The organism is Xanthomonas sp. 3075 (assembly GCF_014197275.1).
GTDB lineage: Bacteria > Pseudomonadota > Gammaproteobacteria > Xanthomonadales > Xanthomonadaceae > Xanthomonas > Xanthomonas campestris_B.
Genome location: NZ_JACIFI010000011.1, coordinates 152,346 through 176,727, shown reverse-complemented (window position 1 = coordinate 176,727; position 24,382 = coordinate 152,346). Strand labels below are relative to the sequence as shown.

Annotated in this window: 19 protein-coding genes, 3 tRNA genes and 3 pseudogenes; 8 read left to right on the top strand and 17 right to left on the bottom strand. The window is 64.1% G+C overall.

Annotated features, from left to right (window positions below):
• The 7 genes and pseudogenes from GGR62_RS12490 to GGR62_RS12460 form a co-directional block, all read left to right on the top strand.
• The coding region (locus tag GGR62_RS12490) for an integrase core domain-containing protein (protein WP_184408201.1) at positions 1-228 on the top strand (228 nt) is incomplete at its 5' end.
• Positions 229-261: 33 nt separating this feature from the next.
• Positions 262-549, top strand: a pseudogene (locus GGR62_RS12485) (JAB domain-containing protein); the annotation flags it as partial.
• A gap of 131 nt (positions 550-680) precedes the next feature.
• Entirely contained in the window at positions 681-1,130 is a 450-nt protein-coding gene (locus tag GGR62_RS12480) for a TIGR03757 family integrating conjugative element protein (RefSeq protein ID WP_184408200.1), read from the top strand.
• Complete coding sequence (locus tag GGR62_RS12475; RefSeq protein WP_221229163.1) at positions 1,127-2,062, top strand: TIGR03756 family integrating conjugative element protein; 936 nt, start codon at positions 1,127-1,129, stop codon at positions 2,060-2,062. The genes GGR62_RS12480 and GGR62_RS12475 overlap by 4 nt, the downstream gene beginning before the upstream one ends.
• Positions 2,063-2,072: 10 nt before the next feature.
• Positions 2,073-3,473: an integrating conjugative element protein gene (locus GGR62_RS12470; RefSeq protein WP_221229162.1), complete on the top strand. Its 1,401-nt coding sequence runs from the start codon at positions 2,073-2,075 to the stop codon at positions 3,471-3,473.
• Positions 3,470-4,432 (top strand): phosphoadenosine phosphosulfate reductase family protein, encoded by a 963-nt coding sequence (locus tag GGR62_RS12465; RefSeq protein WP_326520255.1) that lies wholly within the window; start codon positions 3,470-3,472, stop codon positions 4,430-4,432. The genes GGR62_RS12470 and GGR62_RS12465 overlap by 4 nt, the downstream gene beginning before the upstream one ends.
• Positions 4,429-4,800, top strand: coding sequence for a hypothetical protein (locus GGR62_RS12460; protein WP_184408199.1), 372 nt, complete (start codon positions 4,429-4,431; stop codon positions 4,798-4,800). Before GGR62_RS12465 ends, GGR62_RS12460 begins: the two co-directional genes overlap by 4 nt.
• A 61-nt stretch (positions 4,801-4,861) precedes the next feature.
• On the opposite strand, the gene GGR62_RS12455 is transcribed toward GGR62_RS12460, so the two are convergent.
• The 15 genes and pseudogenes from GGR62_RS12455 to GGR62_RS12385 all read right to left on the bottom strand — a co-directional run.
• Positions 4,862-6,472, bottom strand: a complete 1,611-nt coding sequence (locus tag GGR62_RS12455; RefSeq protein ID WP_184408198.1) for a hypothetical protein — start codon at positions 6,470-6,472, stop codon at positions 4,862-4,864.
• Between the two features lie 610 nt (positions 6,473-7,082).
• A pseudogene (locus tag GGR62_RS12450) lies at positions 7,083-8,306 on the bottom strand (integrase arm-type DNA-binding domain-containing protein); the annotation flags it as partial.
• A 221-nt stretch (positions 8,307-8,527) separates the two neighbouring features.
• A tRNA-Gly gene (locus GGR62_RS12445) sits at positions 8,528-8,603 on the bottom strand.
• 82 nt (positions 8,604-8,685) lie between these two features.
• Positions 8,686-8,759 (bottom strand) — tRNA-Cys (locus GGR62_RS12440).
• Positions 8,760-8,828: 69 nt separating this feature from the next.
• A tRNA-Gly gene (locus GGR62_RS12435) sits at positions 8,829-8,904 on the bottom strand.
• A gap of 36 nt (positions 8,905-8,940) precedes the next feature.
• Positions 8,941-9,573 (bottom strand): CDP-diacylglycerol--glycerol-3-phosphate 3-phosphatidyltransferase, encoded by a 633-nt coding sequence (gene pgsA, locus GGR62_RS12430; protein WP_184408197.1) that lies wholly within the window; start codon positions 9,571-9,573, stop codon positions 8,941-8,943.
• Positions 9,573-11,429 carry an excinuclease ABC subunit UvrC gene (gene uvrC, locus GGR62_RS12425; protein WP_184408196.1) on the bottom strand — a complete coding sequence of 619 codons (1,857 nt, stop codon included), beginning with the start codon at positions 11,427-11,429 and terminating at the stop codon, positions 9,573-9,575. The genes pgsA and uvrC overlap by 1 nt, the downstream gene beginning before the upstream one ends.
• The gene (locus tag GGR62_RS12420; protein ID WP_184408195.1) at positions 11,426-12,844 is read right to left on the bottom strand and encodes a hypothetical protein; all 1,419 of its coding nucleotides are present in this window, start codon (positions 12,842-12,844) and stop codon (positions 11,426-11,428) included. Before GGR62_RS12420 ends, uvrC begins: the two co-directional genes overlap by 4 nt.
• A gap of 23 nt (positions 12,845-12,867) precedes the next feature.
• Entirely contained in the window at positions 12,868-13,332 is a 465-nt protein-coding gene (locus tag GGR62_RS12415) for a low molecular weight protein-tyrosine-phosphatase (protein WP_184408194.1), read from the bottom strand.
• Positions 13,329-14,108 carry a 3-deoxy-manno-octulosonate cytidylyltransferase gene (gene kdsB, locus GGR62_RS12410; protein WP_184408193.1) on the bottom strand — a complete coding sequence of 260 codons (780 nt, stop codon included), beginning with the start codon at positions 14,106-14,108 and terminating at the stop codon, positions 13,329-13,331. Before kdsB ends, GGR62_RS12415 begins: the two co-directional genes overlap by 4 nt.
• 323 nt (positions 14,109-14,431) lie before the next feature.
• Positions 14,432-15,469 carry a tetraacyldisaccharide 4'-kinase gene (gene lpxK / locus GGR62_RS12405; protein WP_184408192.1) on the bottom strand — a complete coding sequence of 346 codons (1,038 nt, stop codon included), beginning with the start codon at positions 15,467-15,469 and terminating at the stop codon, positions 14,432-14,434.
• Entirely contained in the window at positions 15,466-17,235 is a 1,770-nt protein-coding gene (msbA, locus tag GGR62_RS12400) for a lipid A export permease/ATP-binding protein MsbA (RefSeq protein WP_184408191.1), read from the bottom strand. The genes lpxK and msbA overlap by 4 nt, the downstream gene beginning before the upstream one ends.
• Complete coding sequence (locus GGR62_RS12395; RefSeq protein ID WP_184408190.1) at positions 17,232-17,696, bottom strand: biopolymer transporter ExbD; 465 nt, start codon at positions 17,694-17,696, stop codon at positions 17,232-17,234. Before GGR62_RS12395 ends, msbA begins: the two co-directional genes overlap by 4 nt.
• Before the next feature lie 3 nt (positions 17,697-17,699).
• On the bottom strand, positions 17,700-18,362 hold the full coding sequence (locus GGR62_RS12390; RefSeq protein ID WP_184408189.1) for a MotA/TolQ/ExbB proton channel family protein: 663 nt from the start codon (positions 18,360-18,362) through the stop codon (positions 17,700-17,702).
• A pseudogene (locus GGR62_RS12385) lies at positions 18,256-20,787 on the bottom strand (DNA internalization-related competence protein ComEC/Rec2); the annotation flags it as partial. The pseudogene GGR62_RS12385 and the gene GGR62_RS12390, both read right to left, overlap by 107 nt.
• A gap of 335 nt (positions 20,788-21,122) precedes the next feature.
• On the opposite strand from GGR62_RS12385, the gene GGR62_RS12380 reads away from it, so the two are divergent.
• Positions 21,123-22,187, top strand: coding sequence for an SDR family oxidoreductase (locus tag GGR62_RS12380; protein ID WP_184408187.1), 1,065 nt, complete (start codon positions 21,123-21,125; stop codon positions 22,185-22,187).
• A 219-nt stretch (positions 22,188-22,406) separates the two neighbouring features.
• Here the strand turns inward: GGR62_RS12380 and lolD are convergent, their stop codons facing one another.
• Positions 22,407-23,141, bottom strand: coding sequence for a lipoprotein-releasing ABC transporter ATP-binding protein LolD (gene lolD, locus GGR62_RS12375; RefSeq protein WP_184408186.1), 735 nt, complete (start codon positions 23,139-23,141; stop codon positions 22,407-22,409).
• On the bottom strand, positions 23,134-24,375 hold the full coding sequence (locus GGR62_RS12370) for a lipoprotein-releasing ABC transporter permease subunit (RefSeq protein ID WP_184408185.1): 1,242 nt from the start codon (positions 24,373-24,375) through the stop codon (positions 23,134-23,136). The genes lolD and GGR62_RS12370 overlap by 8 nt, the downstream gene beginning before the upstream one ends.
• Positions 24,376-24,382 lie beyond the last annotated feature (7 nt).

Below are 24,382 nucleotides of genomic sequence, written 5' to 3'. Positions count from 1 at the left end.
CCCGGCAAACCGAACCAGAACGCCTACGTCGAATCGTTCAACGGCCGACTACGCGACGAATGCCTCAACGAGCACTGGTTCCCGACACTGCTGCACGCGCGCACCGAGATCGAACGCTGGCGACGCGAATACAACGAGGACCGCCCCAAGAAAGCAATCGGCGGCATGACACCGGCTGCGTATGCCCAACATCTGGCAAACACCGATATCATCAGCCCTGGACTCTAAACCAGGCCGCTACTCAGGGCGGGGGGATGTCGCCTTGACACCAAGCACCGCGTCATCGCCTTCGAGGCACTTGCCCAAGGCTCCATCGATCAAGCTGTGATCTATCCACGCACCATCGTCAAGCGTGCAATCGAGTTGAATGCCGCTGCCGTGATCCTCGCTCACAACCACCCTTCTGGATGCACCTCCCGCAGTGAAGCCGACCGGATCATCACCGACCGGCTGCGTGCAGCACTAGAGCTGGTAGACGTTCGCATCCTCGACCATGTCATCGTTGGCAAAGGCGATCCCTACTCTTTTGCCGAAGCCGGCCTTCTTTGATCCACGGGCGCTCTCATCGGGCGCCCGTTTTTTCCTGCAGACAAAGCGGTGACGCGACGCATCGGCTTGTCGATGGCTTGCCTCGGAGGGATCGGTTCGACTGGGAGTTCTGATCATCTCTTTGAGCCGCTATGCCCCACCCTCTCTTCTCGCCGCTGCAGCAGCTCGTGCACCCGCGACCGCGACTGGCTGCACTGCTAATACTTCTACTCCTTGCGAGCGCTGTCGAGGCCGAGGTCTGGGTCTTTACCGACAGCGCCCATCCTGTGACCGTGCCTGCGGGCATCACGGTCACCGAACTCGACGCTCCTGCCCGCCTGGTGGCCGCGCTGGGCGCAGGCTTGCCGAGCGATCCCGCGCGGGCCGAAGCCATCATGCGCCGGCGCCTGAAAGAGGCCCCTCCCGGCGCACCCGCGCCGGCACAGATCGCGCAGGCCTACCAGGGGGTGGCGGATGCCTACAATGCGGGCATCGCGAGGCTGCCGGCGGTCATGGTCGATGGCCGCTACGTGGTCTACGGCGAGCCGAACGTCTCCCGAGCGCTGGCCCGCATCGCGGCCTACCGGAGCACGCAGCCATGATGCGCTCCCGACGCTTTCAGGCTGTGGTCGTGGGGGCATTGCTCGCAAGCACAGGTTCCTCCTTCGCGCTCAACACCGCCACGATCGTGTCCTCGGCGTTGTCGCCGGACTGCCTGGCCTACCGCGTGGTGGGCGTGTGCTACTGGTTGTACTGCACCTGGAGCGGCTGCACCGTGCGCACCTCGATCAAGGTGCAGCACTACATTCCCGACGCGGTGGTATCCAGCTACAGCAACACAGGGGAGAACCCCTGGGTCGAAGTGCGGGCCATGAGTCTGCCCAATCCCAGCGCGAAGGCCGGCGGCGATGGCACGACCAATGAGGACCACGAAAACAACCTGGCCAAGTTCAAGAACGCGGATGTGATCGGGCACCCGGCCGGCGCGGCGTTCAGCGAGTTCGCCAGCCAGTTCGGCTACACCTGCGAAGGCGCAGGGACGCCGTTCGTCCCTTATTTTCTCAGCACCTTCGACACGCTGGCCTGGCGCTACAACGTGCCGGAGATGGCCTATCCCGAGGCCCTGACCCCTGGCATGCGCGAGATCGGCTCGCGGTCGACGGCCGACCTCTGGGGCAACGTCTATCCCCGCGGCGGCTTCCTGCACCAGAGCGATGACCATCTGGCCGGCGCAGTGGTCGCGCAACGGGCAGGCGACGTGGTCACGCGCAAAGGCCAGCCCCACGTCTACCAGCCACTGCTCGCCACCGCGCATGCGGGCTACTGGCCGGCCGGCGCGCTGGTGGAGAGCTACGCCGCCACAGGAAGGTGGCAGGAACTGACCCCTACCCTGGCGAGCGGCTGCGCGGTATTTCCCAACAGAAACACCCATGTGCAGGCGCAGCGAGGTGACTACGCCTGGGCGCTTTGGCGCCCCTACAGCTGCTGCCAGCGGCGCGGCCAAGTGTTCCTGGGCAGCGTGGATTTCTTCTGAGGGCACGCCGATGAAACACCGCTTTTCCCATAGGCAGTTTTCTGCCGTGCACCGGTTCGGGCCTGCGGGCCTTGCGGCGCTGACGCTGGCCGCCAGCGCGGCGTGGGCGCAGACGCGCATCGATGCCGACGGCCTCCACGCCAGCGGCAACGTGCTCGGCAGCGACGTGCTTTACAGCATCGGCGGTGGCCGGGCCGTGTCCATGGGACCGGTCGGCAACATGCAGAGCATCGGCGTTGGTGCGGCCTGGAACAGCAACCTGGTGTGTGGCGACATGAGCATCACCACGACGCTGCAGAACCAGCTCAACGGCGTCACCAACGGCTTCCAGTCGATCATGAGCAACGTGATCCAGAACGCCACCAGCGCGGTGGCGTCGCTGCCGGCGCTGATCATCCAGCGCGCTGATCCGGGCCTGTACAACCTGCTGACCAACGGCATCCTGCAGGCACGCCTGGACTTCGACCGGTCGAAGATGACCTGCCGCGCGATCGCCAACCGCATGGCGGACATGGCCGGCGGGCAGACCGGATGGGACCAGCTCTCCGAGGGCCTGGCGCTCAAGCAGGCCGTGTCCAGCACCGATGCGGTGTCGGCCATCGAACGGGCCGAGGCGAACAAGGGCAACAGCGGTGTGCCCTGGGTGGGTGGCAGCAGCGCGGGCGGCTCGGGCCAGGCCGCCATCAAGGTGGTGGGCGACGTGACGCGCGCCGGCTACAACCTGCTCAATGGCCGCGGGGTCACCGACACCTCGTCGATCAACGCGAACGACTGCAACGGCCGCCTGACCTGCCAGACCTGGACCTCGCCCCAGGCCGCCGCGACCTGGGCGACCCGCGTGCTGGGCGAGCGCGAGCAGCGCACCTGCCAGGCCTGCAACAAGACCGCGACCACGCCCGGCGTGGGCCTGACCCCACTCATCCAGGAAGAGTACGAAACCAAGCTCAAGGCACTGCAGGAACTGGTGAGCGGCGCCAAGCCAACGACAGCCGCCAACCTGGATGCGGCGGGCAGCGCATCGCTGCCGGTCACGCGCGGCGTGATCGAAGCGCTGCGCGACGAACCCGACCAGGACTTGCTGGGCAAGCGCCTGGCCTCGGAAGTGGCGCTGGCGAGCGTGATGGAGAAGGCCTTGCTGCTGCAGCGCACGCTGCTCACCGGTCGCAAGGAACCCAACGTCGCCGCGAACGAACTCGCGACCAAGGCCGTGGACCAGGAGAGCGGCGCCCTGGCGCAGGAGATCCAGAACCTCAAGACCGAACTGGAGCTGCGCCGCGAGCTGGCCGGCAATTCGCCAATGGCGCTCATCCAGCGCCACAGCACCCGTGCAGCCGGCTCGCGCGGCATCTACCAGGGCGATCCGACGCGGGACCGCGTGCAGGAGATCCAGAAACCACGGAGCACGCCGTGACCGCCGCGGGACGCAGCCTGCGCGTGCAGCACCTGGTCAATGTCTCCGGGGGCAAGGACTCCACCGCGGTGTACCTGATGGCGATCGAGTCCGGACGGCCGTTTCGGGCGGTGTTTGCGGACACGGGCAACGAGCACGAGTTGACGTACGAGTACGTGCAGCGGCTGCATGAGCGCACCGGCGGGCCGCGGGTGGAATGGGTGAAGGCGGATTTTCGTGCCCGGATGGCCAAGCACCGGGCGTACGTGCTGGAGCATTGGCCACGCATAGGCATTCCCGATGCGCTGGTGCGCGAGGCCGCGCAACTGCACGAGCCGACCGGCAACCCATACCTGGATCTGTGCATCACGAAGGGACGCTTTCCGTCGCGGATGGCGCAGTTCTGCACGTCCGAGCTCAAGGAGTTCCCGGTCACGGAGCAGGTGGTGATTCCGATGCTGCGCCAAGGCCCGGTGCTGCAGTGGCTGGGCATCCGCGCCGACGAGAGCACGCACCGGGCGCAGCAGCCGCGCTGGAACCGGCACGAGTCCGGCTGCTTCCTGTGGCGCCCGATCTTCGATTGGACGGTGCAGGACGTGTGGAGGAAGCACGCCGACCATGGCCTGGCGCCTAACCCGCTGTACGCCATGGGCATGGGGCGGGTCGGCTGCATGCCCTGCATCCATTGCGGCAAGGCCGAACTGCGCTCGATCGCCGAGCGCTTCCCGGCGCACATTGATCGCATCGAGCGCTGGGAGCGGGTGGTGGCCGCGGCGAACAAGCGCCACGCGGCGACGTTTTTCCCGGCCATGAAGGATCCGACCGATGCGGACCGGCCCGGCCGGTACTCGGGTATCCGCCGGCTGGTGCAGTGGTGCCGGACGGCACGGGGCGGACGGCAGTACGCGTTGTTCTTCGATGACTCGCCTGGTGGCGGATGCACGTCCGACTTGGCGCTGTGCGAGAGGAACCCTTCGTGACAGAAAAGCGCGGATACCGCTTTGCCTGGCTGCTCAACCGCCGGCTGGGCATCGCGTTGCTGTGGACGGCGCTGGCCATCGGCATCGCCGTGGCTGCGAACGTGGTGGGCATCCGAATGCTGGGCGGCATCGACGCCTGGAGCCATTGGCTGCGAGCGCACGCCGGCTATTTTTTCGCCTGGCGGTTGGTTCTGTATGGAGCGACCGCCTGGGGTTGGCGGTGGATGCACCTGCGTCTTCGGCAGCGTGAAGCCTCAACCGAGGCATTCTCTCGTCTGCAGCACACAGAGATCGCCTCAGTGCTGGTGATTGCATTACTGGAAATAAGCGCGCTGAACGGATGGACCCTTGGCCCATCCGTTCATTGACCTCACTGCAGTACTGCGAGCAGGTTAATTTCTGCACCAGAGTTCTAATAGCTGCAGAACCTTAGAAATTTTCGCGCGAGTAATCTGCAGATCGCAATGTCACCACGCCATCGCTATTTAATGGCCGCTCAAGCCGTTTGATAACATCCTCCGGCACCTGCGGGATCTTGTCACACCGCGCAGGAGGCTTATTAAAATTATCCATAAAGTCGACAGGAACTCGCTGGATTAATCCATGACTTATCGCCGCACCTAGCGCCCTAATACCAATTCTATCGGTCAAGTTGATTAATTCAGGCGCAATTTCCAACAGAATTTCCCACCCATCTTTTTCCTCACTGACAAAAAATGAGTAAACAAGATTCGACATGCTTGCCCTGCCGGGACTTTCCGACTCAAATGCAAGACTCAACTCGGGTGGTCCGTCATGCTTAGAGACTAGCAGAAGAGAAAAGTATCTCCGCTTCCCGCCCGAGGAATAAACCATCAAATCTCTGGACGCCACTTTCCCCAAAAGATCGCGGCACAGCGCCAGATTCGTTGTCTTCAACACAAATGCAATCTCATCCCTCAAATGAGTGAACTCCATCTTCAGCTCATACCGAATATCGAAATCGGTCGCGGGATGAAAAAACAGAATACCCGACTGACCATCTTTTCGAAGCGTTGGGTACAATTCATCGCCTCTCAAAATCGCGAGCTTCAGCTTTTCAAAGTATTCGCCAAACTCGCCCGGATGCATCCGGGTCTTGAGGTCATACGAGATCCATTCGAGGCAGACCGGGCTCCCGTGCAGCTCGACGACCTGGCTAAAGTTGTGATCTGCCAAAGCAAGTTCGATGGTGGTGAGGTTTGCCTGCTTTTGGCTTGGATTGACTGGATAGCCAAACACGACGTAGCAGTTTTGCCCTTCGACGAACACTGGCACAAGATCATCGTCGCCAAGACCATACTCTTCCACATAGCTGCTCGTCGCTAGTGCTGTTTCAAACCAATCCTGATGCCGAGCCATCTCTTCGGTGAGCTCAATGATGGGAAGCAGTACGTCTGTTGCGTTTGGGTCATTCAGATAATCGAGGGCGGCTTGGTACCAAGCCGCTGGTTCTTTCCATACGATGCGAAGCTTTCCTACGGGTTCAGCATACTCGCCTCTCTCAGAGCCGAAATCGTAGAACCTCGGCAGATAGGTTCGCGTGCCGATCAACCGTAGGCAGGTTCCATTGACAACGACCGTGGACTCGACAACAGCCCAAGGGTCGGGGCCGATGTTTGCCGGCTGCCATTCCGACGCATTGAGCGTCGGCACCACATCTCCAAGCAAAATCGGACCAGAGCCCACAGCAAAAATCTCTTGCAAGTGGCCGAGCATCCCCGCCAAATTGGTGTTGGTCAGCAGATGCTGACTCATCGACCTTGCTAGATCGCGACGCTGCTCAAAGAAATACGACCGCGCCTCGCTGGAACTCGGCAGAGATGCCAAGAGTTGGATATTTTTGTCCAGCGTTCGGCGCTTCAGCCGGTTCACCAAGTCAGTCCACGCGGAGCAGCGGTAACAAGACCTGGCCAAGATGTCCTTGGCCACGGTGATTGGAAGCTTGAGCCTTGCCGCGAAACGTTTCGCTTGGCGATGAATAGTGTCGAGCTTGTGCTCGACAAGGATTGAATAGGTCATGGTTATGTCCTCAATGCGGTTTGCACTGGAGACGCCCATCCACCTTCCCCAGTGCTCGCAAAGAGCTGAACCAAGGGACAGAAAAACCGCAGGTTGATTCCACTTCGCTGTGGCCCGATGGGCCCTGGGGATGGGCAGCACGCCGACCATGCAACGGCGCAGGGGTGAATCTTACCCCTTGAAAGAGACGATGAAAACAGCCCCCTGGAGCCATTGGCGTGCGCTTTCGCCACCGACATGACGGCTGTAGGCCCAAAGCCATGTCCATCTCTCATGGCGCAAGTTTTGGATCTGCAAGCATGTCATTGCGGCACACCGCGAACCGGGCACTCACTCAATCCCAGGCAGAACCTCTCCCGCACGGAGCAGCAGCCAATTGGCGCGGTGACTTCAAGGTGCTTTCTGGACCGCGTTCGATTGCTCATGCCCTCGCCCGCACGGCAGCATTCCCACTGTCACCGGCCCGGGCAAAGAGTTGGCCTAACAGCTGCAGCGCATCGTCCTTGGGCCGCAACTGACCCGAGGCAAGCGCCTTGAGATAGGCTTCGATCACTTCCAGGCTCTCTGGGGCCACGGGCGATGCGCCCGCTTCCTCAACCTGTTCCCCGGCCTCCCAACGATCCAGTCGGTTGGCCCAGTCCTGCATCATCAGACGACGCTGCTCCACGTAGGCCGCATGGTTGTACGCGGCACGAATCTGGTTGGGGTCGGCGTGCGACAGTTGTGAATCGATCCACTCCACACGGTAGCCGAGCTCATTCAGTGCGGTGGAGATGGTGCCCCGGATGCCATGACCGGTCAGTTGCTCTTCGTAGCCCATGCGACGCAGCGCGCCATTGAGCGTGTTTTCGCTGATGGGCTCTTTGAGGTCGTCACGATTGGGCAGCAGATATCGCTGCGCTGGCCGCCGTGCCTGCGCGTCCAGCAGTTCGCGGACGATGGCAATGGCCTGGGTCGACAGTGGCACCACATAGGGCGGCACGGTCTTGCCTTCTTTGCGCATCTTCAACTGCAACTGCTTGACGATCACCGCGGGGATGGTCCACAGGCCTCTTTCGAGGTCGAACTGCTCCGGCACCGCCCAGCGCAACTCGCCCGTCCGAACGCCGGTCAGGAACAACAATTGAATGCCTTGGCGAGTGGTCTTGAAGCCACGGTACTTGCGCAAGGTCCGCAGGAACGCGGGCAGTTCCTCCATGCGCAGGAACGGGTTATGGCTCACCGGGGGCTTGGGCACGGCCACGATGTCCAGATCGCTGGCAGGGTTCGCAGGCAGGCCCTTCTCCACCATCGCATAGCGAAACATCTGGTTGAACCAGGTGCGCACCTTCTCAGCAGTGGTCAGCGCATGGCGGCGCTCGATCTTGCGCAACACTTCCAGCAGGTGTGCCGGCGTCACGTCAAAGATGGAGACCGTGCCGAGCCAAGGCAACACATCCTTGTCGAAGATGCGATTGATCTGCGACAGCGTGCTTTGCCGGCCGGTCTTCAGGCTCAATGCCTTGAAGTCCCGCCACGACTGAAACACTGCCTGGAAGGTGTGCGTCGCTGCCGCATGCGCCTTTTCTTCGGCCTGGCGAAGATAGACGCGCGGATCAATGCCGTTGGCCAGGTGTGCCCGCAGTTCATCGCGGCGTGCCCTCGCATCCTTGAGGCTGAGCTCGGGATACGGAGCGATAGCGATGCGCTGCTGCTGACTCATCCATGAAAAACGGAAGTGCCACTTCTTCTTGCCTTTGGCACTCACGAAGAGCAACAAGCCATGCGCGTCGTTGAGGGTGTAGTCCTTGCCGGTCGTTCTGGCTTGCCGAACGGCGGTATCTGTCAAAGCCATCGCACTCTCCTTCAAGTTGGAGGAGAGGTGTACCGACGTCGATGAAGCGCCAACAGCCAAAAACCGCACCGCATGGCCACCGGATTTCCAGTACTAATTTATGTACTAAAAATGCTTGGCTGGAGGTGGATTTCAGCAGACTTCGCTGGATGCTCCACAGGCATAAACCACTGTGGGATCAAGGCGCTGTGGACTTCGGTGGAAGTCCACAGCATAAAAATTGGAGCGGGAAACGAGACTCGAACTCGCGACCTCAACCTTGGCAAGGTTGCGCTCTACCAACTGAGCTATTCCCGCGTGGAGCAATATTCTACAGCGTGTCAATTCAATGCGCTAGCCCCATTCATCTCGCTGGATGCAGGAAACCGCGCATGTGGTATGGAGGCCTGGGCCGGAATTGAACCGGCGTACGCGGATTTGCAGTCCGCTGCATAACCACTCTACCACCAGGCCGAAACGTCAACCCCAAGGCGTCCTGCCTTGAAAACAACGAGACCCCGGAGGTGGGGTCTTGTCTCTATCTGGAGCGGGAAACGAGACTCGAACTCGCGACCTCAACCTTGGCAAGGTTGCGCTCTACCAACTGAGCTATTCCCGCTTGGGAGGCGAAATTCTACAGCGAACAGGATAGCTGTCAACTGTTGCTTTCGATTTTTTTCGGCTTATTGCTGATTGCTGCTTTTTCATCGGCACGCAGGCTCGGCCAGGCGGCCTGCAGGTATTGGAAGCCCGACCACAGCGTCAACAATGCGGCGATTGCCAGCGTCCAGTAACCGGCGCGGAAAATCAGGTTGCCCAGCCAGATTTCGTGCGTGGGCATCTGCCCCGGTGTGACCGAGTAGAGCAGGCACAGCAACGCCACCATCTGCGCAGTGGTCTTGACCTTGCCGATCGCAGCCACGCGCACCTTGGCGCGCTGTCCGATCTCGGCCATCCACTCGCGCAATGCGGAGACAGCGATTTCGCGCCCGACGATGACCGCGGCCCAGAACGCCATCCACGGTGTCGGATGCCCCTGCACGATCAGGAACAACGCCACCGCGACCATCAACTTGTCCGCCACCGGGTCGAGGAATGCGCCGAACGCGGAATACTGGTGATACCGCCGCGCGACCCAGCCATCCAGCCAGTCGGTGATGGCAGCCAGCGCGAATACGCCGGCAGAAGCAAAATTCGTCCACGTGTACGGCAGGTAGAACACCACGACCAACACCGGGATCATCAGGATCCTCAGCAGTGTCAGCCACGTGGGGATGGTCAACTTCATTACGGACTCGACTCGCCTGCCGCATCGGGAAGCGCCAGCCCGTGCAGGTTAGCGTAGATTCGCGCGGCAAGTGCGGCATTGACCCCCTCCACCCGCGCGATCTCGGCTTCGCCGGCGGCCTTGAGACCGACCAGCCCGCCGAAATGCTTGAGCAGGCTTGCGCGACGGCGCGGACCGATGCCGGGGATATCCTCCAGCTTGCTGGTCATGCGCGCCTTCTGGCGGCGACCACGGTGGCCGGTAATGGCGAAGCGGTGGGCTTCGTCGCGTACCTGCTGAATGAACTGCAGCGCCGGCGATGCCGCACCGGGTCGTAGTTCGCGGCCGTCGGCCAGGATCAGCGCCTCGTGCCCTGCCCTGCGCTCTTCGCCCTTGGCCACGCCGACCAGCAGCACATTCTCGATCCCCAGATCGGCCAGCGCGCCCTTTGCCTGCGCCAGCTGGCCGGCGCCGCCGTCGATCAGCAACACATCCGGCAGCACACCGTTCTCTTCCACCGCACGCCGAAAGCGCCGTTCGATGGCCTGGCGCATTGCGGCGTAGTCGTCACCCGGCGTGATCCCGGAAATATTGAAGCGCCGATACTGACCGCGCACCGGCCCGCTGGCATCGAACACCACGCACGAGGCCACCGTCGCCTCGCCCATGGTGTGACTGATATCGAAACACTCCACCCGCTTGACCTGCTCGGCCAGCCCCAGCATCTCGCGCAGCGCTTCACTGCGTGCGTGTTGCGCGCTCTGGCTGGTGAGTTCGGTGACCAGGGTCAGCTGTGCGTTGCGCGTGGCCAGCAGCAGATAGCCGGCACGCTCGCCGCGCACATTCCACTTCAACGCTACCTTGTGCTCGGCGGCGCTGCTGAGTGCGGCTTCGATCAATTCGGAATCGGGAATTTCGCGATCGAGCAGGATCTCGCGCGGCGGCGAATGTTCGGCGTAGTACTGCGAGACGAACGCCGCCAGGATTTCGTCGGCACTGTCTTCGCCATTGGTCTTTGGAAAAAACGAGCGCGTGCCCAGATTGCGGCCGTCGCGAAAACTCAGCAGCAAGACGCAGGCATGGCTGGATTGCGTGGCGCATGCGAGCACATCCAGATCGGCCGCACGACCATCCACATATTGGCGGTTCTGCATGCTGCGCAGCGAGGACAGCAGATCGCGCAGACGTGCGGCGCGCTCGAACTCCAGCGCTTCGCTGGCCTGCTGCATCGACTGCATGATCTCTTCGCCAAGCTGGTCGCTCTTGCCTTCGAGAAACATCGTGGCGCGGCGTACCGATTCTGCGTAGTCGGGCGCTGCGACCAAGTTCACGCACGGCGCGCTGCAGCGGCCGATCTGGTATTGCAGACACGGCCGCGAGCGATTGCGGAACACGCTGTCTTCGCAGCTGCGCAGCTTGAACAGCTTGTGCATCAGGCTCAAGGTTTCGCGCACGCCGGTCACGCCGGTGTACGGGCCGAAATAGCGCCCCTGCACCGCGCGCGGGCCACGGTGCAGCGCGATGCGCGGCCAGTCTTCGCGCGTCATTAACACATAAGGGTAACTCTTGTCGTCGCGCAGCGAGACGTTGTAGCGCGGCGACAGCGACTTGATCAGCTGGTTTTCCAGCAGCAGCGCCTCGGCCTCGCTGCGGGTCACGGTGACGTCCATGCGCGCGACTTGCGACAGCATCGAGGTCAATCGTGCGTTCTTCGGCGTGCCGTTGAAATAGCTGCCCACGCGCTTGCGCAACGCACCGGCCTTGCCGACGTACAGCAACGTGTCGTCGCCCGCATACATGCGGTAGACGCCGGGCGCGGTGCTCAGGTGCGCCGCAAACGCCTTGCCATCGAAGTCGGCTTGGGGCCTTGCGCTCATTCGTCTATCGCAACATCACTGAGCACGCCGCTTGCGAGGTCGTACCGCAACACGGCATGGGCGTCGGTTTCGGCGATCCAGACTGCGCCGGCGGCGACCGCCAGCCCGGCCGGGCCATGCAGACGACGCGGCAGTTCCAGCGTGGTCAGTTCGCCGCCGCCCAGCCGCAGGCAACGCAAGCGGCCGTTGCCGGTATCGGCGATCCACAGCAGCGGCGAATCGGCCGCCAATGCGATGGCTTGCGGAAACTGCAGACGCGCGGTACCGCGTGGACCGTCCTGGTCGCCGAACTGCCACATGCCCTGCCCGCCCACCAGGGTCTGCACCAGGTCGCCGCGCAATTGCATGGTGCGGATCGAGGAACTCAGCCCGTCGCAGACATAGGCCACCTGCTGCACCGCCGCCAGACCGGCCGGTTGCGCGAATGCGGCGAGATGGCCGCTCCCGTCGCGGATTTCAAGCGCGCCAGTCCCGGCGCGCGCGGTCAACGCAGCGCTGCCGAGGTGGTAACTCCAGATGCGGTTATCGCCGGCCATGGCGATCAGCACCTGGTTGTCGGCAACTGCCAGGCCGTGCGGATAGTTCAGCGCTGAGGCGCCGGCAAACGCCAGTGGCCCCTCGATCGGCTCGCCTGAGCGACCGGTGCCGCAGAGCGTATCCACCTGTCCACTGCCCAGATTGATGCGCCGCAAGGCGTGATTGCCGGTGTCGGCGACGTACAGCTGGTTGCGTTCGATCGCCAGGCCCTGCGGGCGTCGAAATGCCGCTTCGCCGATTCCGCCATCGATGAGATCGGCGGTACCGTGACCGAACTGGCGCAGCACCCGGCCGCCATGCGTGCATTCGAGCACGCGGTGATGGCCGGTATCTGCGACGTAAAGGCGATCTTCGGTGGCAGCCAGCCCGGTCGGGAACCGCAACGCCAGGCGCGGCTCGGGTTCACGCTCGGGCACGCCCTGCAGATCCGTATCGGACGGCGGCTGCTGGCCTTCGCACAAGGCGGCCAACGCTCGGTCCAGATCACCGGTGACGCCCACCAGGCGCTGACGCTCGCGGCCGTAGGCGTCGATGAGCACCAGCGTGGGCCAGGATTCGATGCCGAAGCGCCGCCAGGTTTCCCAGTCGTTGTCGAGCAGGATCGGCGCACTCACCCCGTGTCCGCGCAATTGCTTGAGCGAGCGTTGCGGCAGGCGTTCGCTGTCGAAACGCGGCACCTGCACCACGATCACCTGCAGCCGCCCGGGGCTGCGCGCCTGCCACTGCGCCAGCTCGGCCAGGCGCTCGGCGCACCACACCGAACTGGCATTGACGAAGGCCAGCACCAGCGCACGCCCACGATGCTCCTGCAGGGTGGATGGCCTGGCGTTGAGCCAGGTGGGAAATTCCGGCAGTTCCTGGGTGAGCTGGGCAGTCATACGGTCATTATGCCCAAGCCCGATCAGCCGCAGGTGAGTCTGGTAACGGTCTGACGCGCAGCCGTATCGACCAGCTGCCAGGCATGCTCGAAGTCATCGGCGCCGCCGGTGTACGGGTCGGGGATCTCGTCGCGTTCGTCCACGCCTGCCCAGGGCAGCCACAACGCGACCTTGTCGCGTGACGCCTCCGGGGCAAGCCGCTGCAGGTCGCGCAGATTGCTGGCGTCGGCGCATAGCAGCCAATCGAAATGCTCGAAATCTTCCGCGCGCAGCTGACGCGCGCGCAAGCCGGAGATGTCCACGCCATGCCCACGTGCGCAACGCACTGCGCGCGGATCGGGGGGCTCGCCGGCATGCCAGTCGCCGGTGCCGGCCGAGTCGACCTCTATCCGCCGCGACAGCCGCGCTTGTTCGAGCCGGGCGCGCAACGCACCCTCGCCCATCGGCGAACGGCAGATATTGCCCAGACACACGATCAAGACCTTCATGCAGCGGCCACGCGGGTTTGCGCGCGCGCCAGGTCGTCGGGCGTATCGATTCCCGGCGGAAACTGCTCCGGGGTCAACGCCACCGCGATGCGATAGCCAGCTTCCATCACGCGCAATTGTTCCAGCGATTCGATGCGCTCCAGCATGCCGGGCGGCATCGCGGCAAAGCGCTGCAGAAACCCTGCGCGATAGGCGTAGATGCCGATGTGGCGCAACCATTGACCATCCTCGGGCAAGCTGTCGCGCTGGCTGGCGAAGCGGTCGCGGTGCCAGGGAATCGGCGCACGACTGAAATACAACGCATCGCCGTCGGTGGTGCGCACCAGCTTGACCACGTTGGGATCGAACAGCTCGTGCGCGCTGTCCACCTGCGCGGCAAGCGTGGCCATCTCGGCGCCGGACTGCAACAGCAGATCCGCGACGGCGCGAATGCCGGCTGCAGGCGCGAATGGCTCATCGCCCTGCAGATTCACCACGCAGGTGTCAGCCTCCCAGCCGGCGATCCGTGCGCATTCGGCAAGGCGATCGGTGCCGGATTCATGCGTTGCGCCGGTCATCGCCACATGCACGCCGGACAGGCCGTCGATCACCTCGGCAATGCGTGCGTCGTCAGTGGCAACCCACACCTCGCGCGCACCGGCCAGCAATGCCCGCTCGGCCACATGCTGGATCATCGGGCGCTCGCCGATCAGTTGCAGCGGCTTGCCCGGCAGGCGCGTGGAGGCGTAGCGCGCGGGAATGGCGACGACGAAATCGGCAGGAGGTGTGGTGGTCATGCGTGCACGCTCAGGGATGCAGGAAAATTGGAGAAACGAGATAACCGAATCGCATGATGTATCTATGTGATTGAGCGAAGTAGCGGCATTCAGTTGGAGCAGCGATGCGCTACATCAGCACTCGGAGGCCGCTGTACGCACTGCTGCAACCATGCACACCGGCCATCTCGACGGGTCCTTGCCCGCCCACCGTCGCGGGACCTTACGCGGCATGGATGCCGCGTAAGAGCGTACAGGGACGTACTTGCGGCGTGTCCCACGACGGTGGGCGGGCAAGGACCCTGCAGCCAAGCAGCAGATCACCATTGCCAGAAAAACCGCACTCACACACCCTGCCGACTCGCCAACTTGTCCAGGCGATCCAGCAGACTCACCCAGAACGCGGCCGGCAACTCCGCCTTGAGCGGCACGCTGTACAACCACTCGTCGGCAAACGGCCGGCATTTCACTGCGTCTTTTTCGGTCATCAACACCGGAAGGCGACTACCGAAACTGAAATCGGCGGCGCGATAGACGTGGTGATCGGGAAAGGCATGCGGCACCACGCCGATGCCGCGCGCACGCAGCATGGCGAAGAAGCGTTCCGGGTGCGCGATGCCAGCCACCGCATGCACGCGCTGCCCGGCAAGCATGCTCAGCGGCTGGGCGCGCTTGCCATCCATCGGCTGCACGCTGTCGATGCTCAGACGCATCTGCCATTCACCGAATCCGGCGTCGTCGGGCGCGGGTGTCGCCGCCGTTGCACTGGCCTGCCCGAGATTGACCACGCGGAAATCGCAATCGCTTGCACGTGCGGCCGGTTCGCGCAGCGGCCCGGCAGGCAACAGGCGTCCATTGCCGTAGCGGCGCTGGCCGTCGACCACTTCGATCTCCACATCGCGGGCAAGCCGATAGTGCTGCAGGCCGTCGTCGCAGACGACGATGTCGCAGCCCGCCTCGACCAGGGCCCGCGCTGCAGCCACACGATCGCCATCCACGCGCACGCGTGCGCCGGTCTTCCAGGCGATCAGTACCGGTTCGTCGCCGCCGAGCGCCACCGGCGTGTCCGCCTCGACCCACCGCGCGGTGCCGGCGTCGTCGCGTCCATAGCCACGGCTGGCGACGCCGGGCGTCCAGCCCGCAGCTTGCAACTTGGCGACCAAGGCAATCGTCAGCGGCGTCTTGCCGGTGCCGCCAGCGGTGACGTTGCCGACCACGAGCACCGGCACCGGCACGCCGTGGCGCTTGCGCCACCCACGACGATAGAGCGCGCGGCGCACTGCGATGGCGGCACCGTAGACCGGCGCAAGGATGCGCGCCGACAGCGGGATCGGCGCATTGTCGTACCAGTAACCCGGCGTGCGGGTGCCGCGCTTGCTCATGTCTGACGTTCGCGGAACTGCATGCCGTGCAGGTGCGAATACAGCCCGCCCTGCGCCAGCAACGCACTGTGCGTGCCGCGTTCGACGATGCGGCCCTGATCCATCACCAGCACCTGGTCGGCATGCTCGATGGTGGACAGGCGGTGCGCGATGACCAGCGTGGTGCGGTCCGGCATCAACTTGTGCAAGGCGTCCTGCACCAGGCGCTCGGATTCGTTGTCCAACGCTGCGGTGGCTTCGTCCAGGATCAGGATCGGCGCGTCCTTGAGCATCGCACGCGCGATCGCCAGACGCTGACGCTGCCCGCCTGACAGTCGCCCGCCCTTGGTGCCCACGTGCGACTGCAAGCCTTCGGGCAACTGAGCGACGAATTCCATCGCATTGGCGCCCTGGATCGCGCGCTCCAGCTGGCCGGCGTCGGCGCTACGCATCTCGCCATAGGCCACGTTGTCGGCAATGCTGCCGTCGAACAGCATCACCTGCTGGCCAACCAGCGCGATCTGCCGACGCAGATCGGCCAGCGCGTATGCCTGTACCGGATGCCCGTCGAGCAGGATCTGCCCGGCCTCGGCTTCGTAAAAACGCGGAATCAGTTTGATCAGGCTGGACTTGCCGCTACCGGAACGCCCGACAATCGCAGTGACCGTCCCCGGCTGTGCGACAAAGCTGACATCGGCCAGCGCCGGATTCACCTGTCCCGGATAACGCGCGGTGACCTCGCGGAATTCGATCAAGCCCTTGGCACGCGTCAGCGGCACGGCCCCTTGATCCGGCTCGTCGGGGCTGTCGAGCACCGAGAACAGGCGCTCGGCCGACGCCAGGCCGCGCTGCACCATGTTCTGCACATTGGTGAGCTGCTTGAGGCCGGGAATGATGGTCAGCATCGAGGTCATCAGCACCACGAAGTCGCCTGCGGTCAGCCGCCCGGCCAATGCCTGCGCGCCGGCCACGAACAGCAGCGCGGACAACCCGATCGCACCGATCATCTGTACCGTGGCAGTGGAAATGCCACGCGTGGATTCGACCTTCATCGCCAGACGCAGATTGCGATCGGCCAATGCGCCATAGCGCTCCATCTCGGTCTGTTGGGCGCCGTAGATCTTGACCTCTTGATGACTGGACAAGGTCTGGTCGGCCGCCTGCAACAGATGCGCGCCGCTCTCCTGGATGCTGTGGCTGATGCGGCGATAGCGTCGCGCCACCTTGTCCATCACCCACGCTAGTACCGGCGCGAGCACCAGGATGGTCAGCGTGACCTGCCAGCTATGCCACAGCATCAACGCCAGTGCGCCGATCACCTGCAGCGACTGCTGGATCATCACCTTGACCGCATCCACCGCCGCCTGTGCGACTTGATCGGAGTCCGAGCCCAGGCGAATCAGCATCGACGGCACCGGCTCGGAATCGAAGCGCGACCCCGGCAGGCGCAGATATTTGGACATCACCTTGACGCGCAGATCGCGCGCGATGCTGCGCGCGGATTTGCCCATCGCCATATCGGTGATGTAACCGGCAATGCCGCGTACCACGAACAACAGGATGATCTGCACCGGCAGCCAGCGACTGACTTCAGCGTTCTTGTAGATGAAGGTTTCGTCGGTGATCGGCTTCATCAACGCCAGGAAGCCGGTGGTACCCGCCGCTTCGACCAGCGCGGCAATCAGTGCGGCGATCAGCAGCAGCCGGTACGGCTTGGCGAAGGCCAGCAGGCGACGGTACGTGCGCCAGGACGACACTGGCGCCGGGCGGTCGTTGGAGATTGTCACTGTTGGGTTCCGTTATTGCGTGTCTTGCCGGCAGCGCCGGTGCTACCGGCTTGCGGCGCAGTGGCGATCGCGATACGCCGGAAGCCGAGTTGCCCCAGGGCGTCTTGCGCGGTCACCACGGCCTGATACGGCGTGCGTGCATCGGCGCGCATCAGCACGGTCTGCTCGCGGTCGTCGCCGGCGAGCTGGGCGATGGTCTGCTTGAGCGAATCCACATCCGCACGCAACACCTCCTGGTCGTTGATGAAATAACGCCCATCGGCATTGACCAGCACGCTCAGCGAACGCGGCGGCGCGCTGCTGGGTTGGTCGCTTGCGGTCGGCAACTGCAGTTGCAGTGTGGAACGTGCGTCGAAGGTCGTGGTCACCACGAAAAAGATGATGAGGACAAGGATCACGTCAATCAATGGCACCAGATCGATATGCGGCTCGTCCTGGCGTCGGTCGCTGCCGATACGCATCCGTCAGCCCTTGGCCATGACAGGCTTGGCACCTGCCGCAATCGGTGCTGCAGTGGCCGGCACCGCGCGTCCATCCATCGTATCCAGCAACAGCGTGGCTTCCTGCTCCATCTCGATGATGTAGCCGGCAATGCGGCCCTTGAAGAAGCGATGCGCCATCAGCGCCGGCACCGCGATGATCATGCCGGTGGCCGTGCATACCAGCGCCTTGCCGATGCCGCCAGCCAGCTGGTTCACATCGCCCACACCGTGATCGAGGATGCCCATGAACATCTGGATCATGCCGACCACGGTCCCCAGCAGGCCCAGCAACGGGCCGGCGGAAGCGATCGTACCTAACGCGTTCAGGTAGTGCTCCATGCGGTGGACCACATGGCGACCGGTATCTTCGATGCGTTCACGGATCAATTCACGCGGGCGGCCACGCACGTCCAGCGCGGCCGCGAGCAAGGCGCCCAGCGGCGAATTGCGGCGCAGCGACTCGATATGGGTGGGATCCAGTTTGCCGCGCGCAGCCCAGTTGCGGACTTCTTCGCCCAGACCGGGTGGCGTCACCTCGTTGCGGCGCAAGGTCCACAGACGCTCCAGCACGATCGCCAACGCGATCACACCCAGCAACAGCAACGGCACCATCGGCCAACCGCCTGCCCTGACCAGCTCCAACACGATTCGATTCCTCCGGCAACGCGGCCGCCTATTCGCTGGGCGATAGGATAGCAGCCGACCGCCGCCGTTCCGCAGCATCCCACAGCCGCCGCTGCCAGCGCCGGCGTTCGCGTACCTGCAGCCCGTCAGCGCCCAGCCAGACCCGGATCGCCCCGGCTTGCGCGGTGTCGAGCAGCTCTGCCCCGCCCGCTTGCCAGCGTTGCACCACCTCGGCGCGCGGGTGGCCGAAGCGGTTGCCGTACCCAGAGGACACCAGCGCCAGACGCGCGCCGGTGGCGGCGATGAAGCCGGCATGCGAGCCGTCTGCACTGCCATGGTGCGGGACGACCACCAGATCGGCGCGCAGTTCCGGTGCATGTTCACGCAGCAAACGTCGCTCGACGATCTGCCCGATGTCGCCCGGCAACAGCGCGCTTCCATGCCGCGTCTCGACCCGCAGCACGCAACTGGATTCATTGCGCAAATACGGAAAGCCGGCGCTTGGATGCAGGAAGCGAAAGCGCACGCCGTCCCATTCCCAGTGTTGACCGGCGCCGCAGCGCGTTGTGACGTCCAATGGCGCACCGGGCGGCGCGGACGTCATCGCCACAGGCAGCCCGGCACGCACCGCTGCATAGCCACCGGCATGATCGGCATCGGCGTGACTGAGCACGATCGCATCCAGGCGGCGCAAGCCGAGCGCGCGCAATGCCGGCAGCACTACCCGCTCGCCGGCATCGAACCCGTCGCGCACTGCCGGGCCGGTATCGAACAGCAACGCATGCCGTTGCGTGCGCACCAGCACCGCCAGGCCCTGCCCCACGTCCAGTACCTGCACATCCGCTTCGCCGGCCGCAGGCAGTTCGCGGTCGGGCCAGAGCAGTGGCAGCCACAGCAGCAATGCCAGGGATTTGCCGGGCGTCCCGCGCGGTAGCAACATCCAGAACGCGCCGAGCAAGGCGCAAATCAATGCGATCGCATCGGACTCGGGCACCCACCACAACGCCACCGACGTCTGCCCGAGCCAGACCAGGCCCAGCCAGGTCGACTCGAAGCACCAGCCGGCCAATCGCCATGCCCAGACCCCCACGCCCGGAGACAGCGCTTCAAGCGCAGTCCCCAGCAAGGCGAGCGGCACCACCACGAAGGTCCACCAGGGAATGGCGAACAGATTGGCCAATGGCCCCACCATCGACGCCTGCCCGAACAGGCTGACGGTCAACGGCAGCAGGCCGACGGTGGCGACGGTCTGGGCGGACAAAAACCCCCGCACGACGGCGCGATCATCCGATGGCAGGCACCACACCAGCCACGCCACCCCGGCGAAGCTGAGCCAAAAGCCGGCCACCAGAACGCTCAGCGGATCCCACAGCAGGACCGCCAACAAGGCCAGCGCGAGGATGTGCGCCGTGCTGGCGCGTCGTCGCGCCACGCGCGCCAATGCGACCACGGCAATCATCAACACGGTGCGCACGGTAGGCAGCGCCAACCCCGCCAACACGGCATAGCCTGCCGCACCCACCAATGCCGCGATCGCGGCCGCATGGAAACGCGGAACCAGCGTGCCAAGGCCGGGCAATAATCGCCAGCATCCCGCAACCAGCGCAGCGACGCATGCGGCGACCAGTCCGACATGGAACCCGGAGATCGCAATCAGATGGCTCAACCCGGTCGCGCGCAGCGTGGCCCAGGCTGCATCGTCCAGCCCGCGCGTGTCGCCCAGCGCAAGTGCGCGCAGATAAGGCGAAGACGGCCCGGGCACGCACTCGGCAATCCGCTGCGACATGCGTTCGCGCCAGGCATCCACGCCGCGCGGTGGAGCGATCTGCCGGGCAGCCGCCGGCGCACGCACATACCCGGTGGCAGCAATACGCTGCGCCAGCGCCTGGCGCTCGGCATCGAAGCCACCGGGGTTGCGCAAGCCGCGCGGCGCACGCAACTTGAGTCGGACTTGCCAACGCGCACCAGCGTGCAACGCAGCACGCGGGCCGATACGCTCGGCGCCGAAGTCGTCGTACCAGGCCAACTGCAACAGCTTGCCGCGCAGTGCTGCAGGCTGAGACGGATCGTCATCCATGCGGAGTTGAAAGCGGGTGCGTCGTTGCTCGACGACCGGAAGCCCGACAATCTGCCCACGCACGGCTAGTTCACGCGCTTCGTCGCCGGGGCGCAACTGTGCCTGCAAGGCGCTGACGACCTGCCAGCCCATCAGACCGAAGCCGAAGACAGCAGTTGATATCGCCAGGACCAGCATGATCCGTCGCGGACGCCGCCACATGCTCACACCGAAGCTCAGCGCGCCCAGACACAGGCATGCGGCATAGGCCGCCCGCGACAGCAGCGCGGGCGACCACGCGCAGGCCACCACCCCCAGCAGCAATGCCGCAGCGACCGCCACGGCAGAGACAAGCTGCTGCAAGGGCTCTGCCTGTGTTGATGCATCCATGCTGTCGATTGCTCCTGCCCCTGGTCCAGCCACCGACTCACGCTAGATCAGCGCCGGTGTCGACCACAGCAGTGATTGGCGCATTGGCCAGTAGGAAGAAGGCTGCATCTGCTGTGCTGTATTCGGTCATCGGCGCGCGCGTGGACCCGGTTGGCTTGCAGCACAGGCCAGCTTGCCTTCACCACGCTTTCCTCGCTGCCAAGGCGCTCGTGCAGGCCTGCAACACGCTGGACAGCACAGTGTGTGCGAGCGACGCACGCACCAGAGCGCCATGCATTCGCCTCCATTTCATGGCTGCCGCGCTATGTTCCCCACTGTTTTTGAGGAGTTCCCCCATGCGTAAAGGCACTGCATTGATTGTCGGCGTGACCGGCATTTCCGGTTACAACCTCGCCAACGTCCTGGTGGCCGATGGCTGGACCGTCTACGGCCTGGCGCGCCGTCCGCTGGCCCAGGACGGCGTGATTCCGGTTGCGGCCGATCTACTGGATGCCGAAAGCACCAGCAAGGCCTTGCATGGCCTGCCGATCACCCACGTGTTCTTCTGCACCTGGACACGGCGCGACACCGAGCGCGAAAACGTCGAAGCCAACGGTGCGATGATGCGGCATCTGTGCGAAGCGCTGAGCGATGCACCGCTGCAGCACATGGCGCTGGTCACCGGCACCAAACACTACCTGGGCGCGTTCGAGAACTACGGCAGCGGCAAGGCCGAAACGCCGTTCCGCGAAAGCGAGCCGCGCCAGCCCGGCGAAAATTTCTACTACACGCTGGAGGACCTGTTGTTCGCACACGCCGAGCAGCACGGCTTTGGCTGGAGCGTGCATCGCTCGCACACCATGATCGGCATCGCCAACGGCAGCAACGCGATGAACATGGGCGTGACGCTGGCGGTGTATGCGTCGCTGTGCAAGCACACCGGCCAGCCGTTCGTGTTTCCCGGATCGCAGGCGCAGTGGAACAGCCTCACCGACCTGACCGATGCCGGCCTGCTCGGCAAGCAGTTGGCCTGGGCCGGCCTGAGCCCGGCCGCGCGCAATCAGGCCTTCAACACCGTCAACGGCGATGTGTTCCGCTGGCGCTGGATGTGGGGCCAGATTGCCGAGTTCTTCGAGCTTGACGCTGCGCCCTGCCCGGAGACGCCGATGCCGCTGGAAGCGCGCCTGAGCGAGACCGCGCCGGCGGTGTGGAGCGAGATCGCCAAGCAACATGGCCTGGTGGAAGCCGACGTCAACCGGCTGGCATCCTGGTGGCACACCGATGCCGACCTGGGGCGAGAGATCGAGTGCGTCAACGATATGACCAAGAGCCGCGAACTGGGCTTTGTGGACTTCTACGACAGCCGCGCATCGTTCCTGGAACTGTTCACGCGGCTGCGTGCGCAGCGCATCATTCCCTGATGCATCAGGTCGTCGTCACACGTGACGGCGACCGTTCCCGTCAACGCAGGCATCGACATGACGGTGCTCGCAGGCACTGCATGCTAAATGAGCATGTTTGTTGCTACATCCGGCCAATCCATCACGCGAATGCATCGGCAACCGACGTCAGGATCTTCAATCTGACATCCAGCGTTCAACACTGCCGAGCCGTCAGCGATTCCGACGGCTCGACACGGTTTACACCGCAGACGGCGCCAACTCGCGCAGCTTGCCCTGATGCAGCTCCAGCACGCGGTCCAGACGCCGCGCCAGACTGCGATCGTGCGTCACCAGGACCAGGCTGGTGCGCTGCGCACGATTGAGTTCCAGCATCAGCTCGAACACGGTTTCGGCGGTCTTGTCGTCGAGGTTGCCGGTCGGCTCATCGCCCAGCACGCAGCCCGGCTTGTTCACCAGCGCACGCGCCACGGCCGCACGCTGACGCTCGCCGCCGGACAACTCGCTGGGCTTGTGCTCGATGCGATGCCCGAGCCCGACCGATTCCAGCAACTGCAACGCCTGCGTCCGGGCGACCGCCACGTCTTTGCCGGACAACAGCACCGGCATCATCACGTTTTCCAGCGCGGTGAATTCCGGCAGCAGATGATGGAACTGGTACACGAACCCCAGCGCCTGATTGCGCAGCTTGCCGCGCTCGGCATCGGACAATGCCGACATGCGCCGACCGGCGACATACACCTCGCCCGAGGTCGGAACATCCAGCCCACCGAGCAGGTGCAGCAGCGTGCTCTTGCCCGCGCCGGAAGCACCGACGATGGCGACCGTCTCCCCGGTCGCCACCGACAAGTCCAACCCATCGAACACCGGCGTACGCATCTTGCCTTCGGCATAGGTCTTGGCCAGACCCTCGGCGCGGATCACCGCCTCTGCTTGGTTTGGCGTTTGCACGGCCGATTCCCGGTTCTCATTCATAACGCAGCGCCTCCGCCGGCTGCGTACGCGACGCGCGCCATGCCGGATACAAGGTCGCCAGGAAACTCATCACCAACGCGACAACGGTGATCACCACCACGTCCTGGGTCTGCATATCGGTCGGCAACCCGGTGATGTAATACACGTCCTCGGGCAGCAGCTTGACGCTGAAGATCGTCTCGATCAGCCCAAGGATGCGCTCCAGATTGAGCGTCAGCACGATGCCACCGATCACGCCCATGATCGTGCCCATGAAGCCGATCAGCGAGCCTTGCACCATGAACACCTGCATCACGCCCGCAGGCGACAGGCCGAGGGTGCGCAGGATGGCGATATCGGCCTGTTTGTCGGTCACCAACATCACCTGCGAGGACACCAGGTTGAACGCACCCATCGCCACGATCAGCGACAGCAGGATGCCCATCACGGTCTTTTCCATCTTCAACGAGTGGTAGAGATTGGCGTTTTCCTGAGTCCAGTCGCTGACCCGGTAAGGGCCGTGCAACTTCACCGCCAGATCCCGCGCGACCGGCCAGGCCTGGTCCATGTCATGCAATCGCAACCGCACGCCGGTGACGCCGTCCATGCGCAGCACACGCGCCAGGTCCTGCATGTTGACCACCGCCAGACCGCGATCGATCTCGTTGTAGCCCGCCTCGAAGATTCCGCTGACCGTGAAGCGTTTGAGCCGCGGCATCGCGCCCAGCGGTGTGGCCTGGGTGTCGCTGAGCAACACCACGATGTTGTCGCCAACATCCACGCCCAGCCAGATCGCCAGCTCCTTGCCGATGACGATGTTGTAGGAGCCTGGCGTCAGACTGTCGATCGACCCCTGCTGCATCTTCTTGGCCAGTACAGACACCTTGTTTTCTTCGGCCGGCACGATGCCGCGCACGATCGCCGGCTGCTTGCGCGGACCCTGCAGCAGCGACTCGGTTTCGATGTACGGCGCGGCGCCGGCGATGCGCGGATCGGACATGGCGACCTCGACCGCGTGCTGCCAATCACGCATCGGCGCACCCTCCGCACTCACCGTGGCATGCGCGGCCATCTGCAATAGACGGTCGCGGATCTCCTTCTGGAAACCACTCATCACCGCCAGCGTGGTGATCAGCACGGTCACGCCCAGGGCGATGCCCAGGATCGATGCCATCGAGATGAACGAGATGAAGCCATTGCGCCGCTTGGCACGCAGGTAGCGCAAGCCGATGGCAACCGGGATAGGTTTGAACATGCGGTTC

Coding starts and splice junctions, on each gene's coding strand:
- GGR62_RS12480 (WP_184408200.1), top strand. CDS start 681: ATGCCCCACCCTCTCTTCTCGCCGCTGCAGCAGCTCGTGCACCCGCGA.
- GGR62_RS12475 (WP_221229163.1), top strand. CDS start 1,127: ATGATGCGCTCCCGACGCTTTCAGGCTGTGGTCGTGGGGGCATTGCTC.
- GGR62_RS12470 (WP_221229162.1), top strand. CDS start 2,073: ATGAAACACCGCTTTTCCCATAGGCAGTTTTCTGCCGTGCACCGGTTC.
- GGR62_RS12455 (WP_184408198.1), bottom strand. CDS start 6,472: ATGACCTATTCAATCCTTGTCGAGCACAAGCTCGACACTATTCATCGC.
- pgsA (WP_184408197.1), bottom strand. CDS start 9,573: ATGAAGTTGACCATCCCCACGTGGCTGACACTGCTGAGGATCCTGATG.
- uvrC (WP_184408196.1), bottom strand. CDS start 11,429: ATGAGCGCAAGGCCCCAAGCCGACTTCGATGGCAAGGCGTTTGCGGCG.
- GGR62_RS12420 (WP_184408195.1), bottom strand. CDS start 12,844: ATGACTGCCCAGCTCACCCAGGAACTGCCGGAATTTCCCACCTGGCTC.
- GGR62_RS12415 (WP_184408194.1), bottom strand. CDS start 13,332: ATGAAGGTCTTGATCGTGTGTCTGGGCAATATCTGCCGTTCGCCGATG.
- kdsB (WP_184408193.1), bottom strand. CDS start 14,108: ATGACCACCACACCTCCTGCCGATTTCGTCGTCGCCATTCCCGCGCGC.
- lpxK (WP_184408192.1), bottom strand. CDS start 15,469: ATGAGCAAGCGCGGCACCCGCACGCCGGGTTACTGGTACGACAATGCG.
- GGR62_RS12395 (WP_184408190.1), bottom strand. CDS start 17,696: ATGCGTATCGGCAGCGACCGACGCCAGGACGAGCCGCATATCGATCTG.
- GGR62_RS12380 (WP_184408187.1), top strand. CDS start 21,123: ATGCGTAAAGGCACTGCATTGATTGTCGGCGTGACCGGCATTTCCGGT.
- lolD (WP_184408186.1), bottom strand. CDS start 23,141: ATGAATGAGAACCGGGAATCGGCCGTGCAAACGCCAAACCAAGCAGAG.
- GGR62_RS12370 (WP_184408185.1), bottom strand. CDS start 24,375: ATGTTCAAACCTATCCCGGTTGCCATCGGCTTGCGCTACCTGCGTGCC.